Raw genomic sequence first — 1682 nt, 5'->3', positions numbered from 1 at the left:
AACAGCGCGGCGCAAACCGCCAGAGCCGCTCGCAATGAAAGTGACCCGCGAGTGAAAGCCCTGCAAAATACTCAAGTCGCGCTGAGCGGGGTACAGGCCGTGCAGGCCGGCCGACTGGCGGAAGCTCAGGGCAGTGACGACAAAGGCAATAATAATCTGGCCGGGGTGAGCCTGTCCTACGGGCGTCAATCTTCCCGTTCAGAACAGCAGCACCGCCAGACCACTCAACAGGGCAGCCATCTCGCTGCCGGGGATAACCTGACCATAACCGCCAAAGGGGATGGCAAAGGCGCATCAGGCCAGCATGGCGATATCCGTATTCAGGGCAGCCAGTTACAGGCGGGTAAAGACCTGCAACTCAATGCGAATCGGGATATTCAGCTCTCATCCAGCCAGAACACCGAACAGACGACCGGCAAAAACAGCAGCCACGGCAGCTCGCTAGGTGTGGGCCTGACCGCGGGGCCGGGGGGCACCGGCCTGAACGTCTCAGCCAATGTCAGTCGGGGCACCGGCCGTGAAAACGGCAACGGCGTCAGTCACACTAACACCACGTTACAGGCGGGACAGACCGTCGGGCTGAACAGTGGCCGGGATACGACGCTAAAAGGGGCTCAGGTCAACGGCGAGCAGATTACCGCCGAGGTGAAACGTCATTTGACATTAAGCAGCGAGCAGGACAGCCAGCGCTATGACAGCCAGCAACACAACGCCAACGCGGGCGTCAGCGCCACCGTGGGGCCCCTCACTAACGGCACCGCGAGCCTCAATGCCAGCCGCAATAAACTCCACAGCAACTATGACAGCGTGCAGGAGCAGACCGGGCTGTTTGCCGGCAAAGGCGGCTATCAGGTTAACGTCGGCGACCACACCCAACTGGACGGCACGGTGATAGCCAGTCAAGCCGACAAAGCCAACAACACCCTGAACACCGGGACGCTGGGCTTCAAGGATATTAAAAATCAAGCGGACTTTACTGTTGAGCAGCAAAGCGCGGGCGTCAGCCTCGGCCAACCCACCGCCGGTCAGGTCCTGAATAATCTGGCGGTCAATGGGCTGAGCGGTTCCCATAACCAGGGCCATGACAGCAGCACCACGCACGCCGCCGTCAGCGACGGCAACCTGATTATCCGGGATAAGGCGCACCAGACGCAGGATATCGCGACCCTCAGCCGCGATACCGATAACGCCGCGAATGTCCTCAGTCCGATATTTGACAAGGAAAAAGCGCAGCAACGACTGAAACAGGCGCGACTGATTGGCGAAATCAGCGCCCAGATGACCGAGATAGCCAGTACGGAAGGGAAAATTATCGCCACCAAAGCGGCGAAAGCGAAGTTAGACCATATCAGTGAGCCGGACAAAGCGGCAGCCAGAAAAAAACTGGTCGACAGTGGCAATCCACACCCGACTGCGGCGGATATCAATAAGCAAGTTTATGACACCGCTTACACACAGGCACTGAATGACTCGGGCTTTGGGACCGGCGGAACCTATCAGAAAGCCCTACAGGCGGCTACGGCAGCGATTGAGGGCTTAGCGGGCAACAATCTCGGTCAGGCGCTGGCCGGGGGCGCTTCACCGTATCTGGCGGGCGTGATAAAAGAGCTGACCACCGACCCGAAAACCCATCAGGTGGATATCGCCACCAACACGCTGGCCCATGCGATTTTAGGCGCGGT

The 1682-nt window shown here is 59.2% G+C and carries 1 protein-coding gene; it reads left to right on the top strand.

Features of this window, described 5'->3' with window-relative positions; genetic code table 11:
- Nucleotides 1-1682 (top strand): hemagglutinin repeat-containing protein (locus tag EAE92_RS24010; RefSeq protein ID WP_214069852.1); only part of this gene is annotated, 1682 nt, incomplete at both ends.

The sequence above is a fragment of the Photorhabdus hainanensis genome (assembly GCF_018448965.1).
In the GTDB taxonomy this organism is placed as follows: domain Bacteria; phylum Pseudomonadota; class Gammaproteobacteria; order Enterobacterales; family Enterobacteriaceae; genus Photorhabdus; species Photorhabdus akhurstii.
This window is presented reverse-complemented; position numbering and strand designations above follow the sequence as displayed.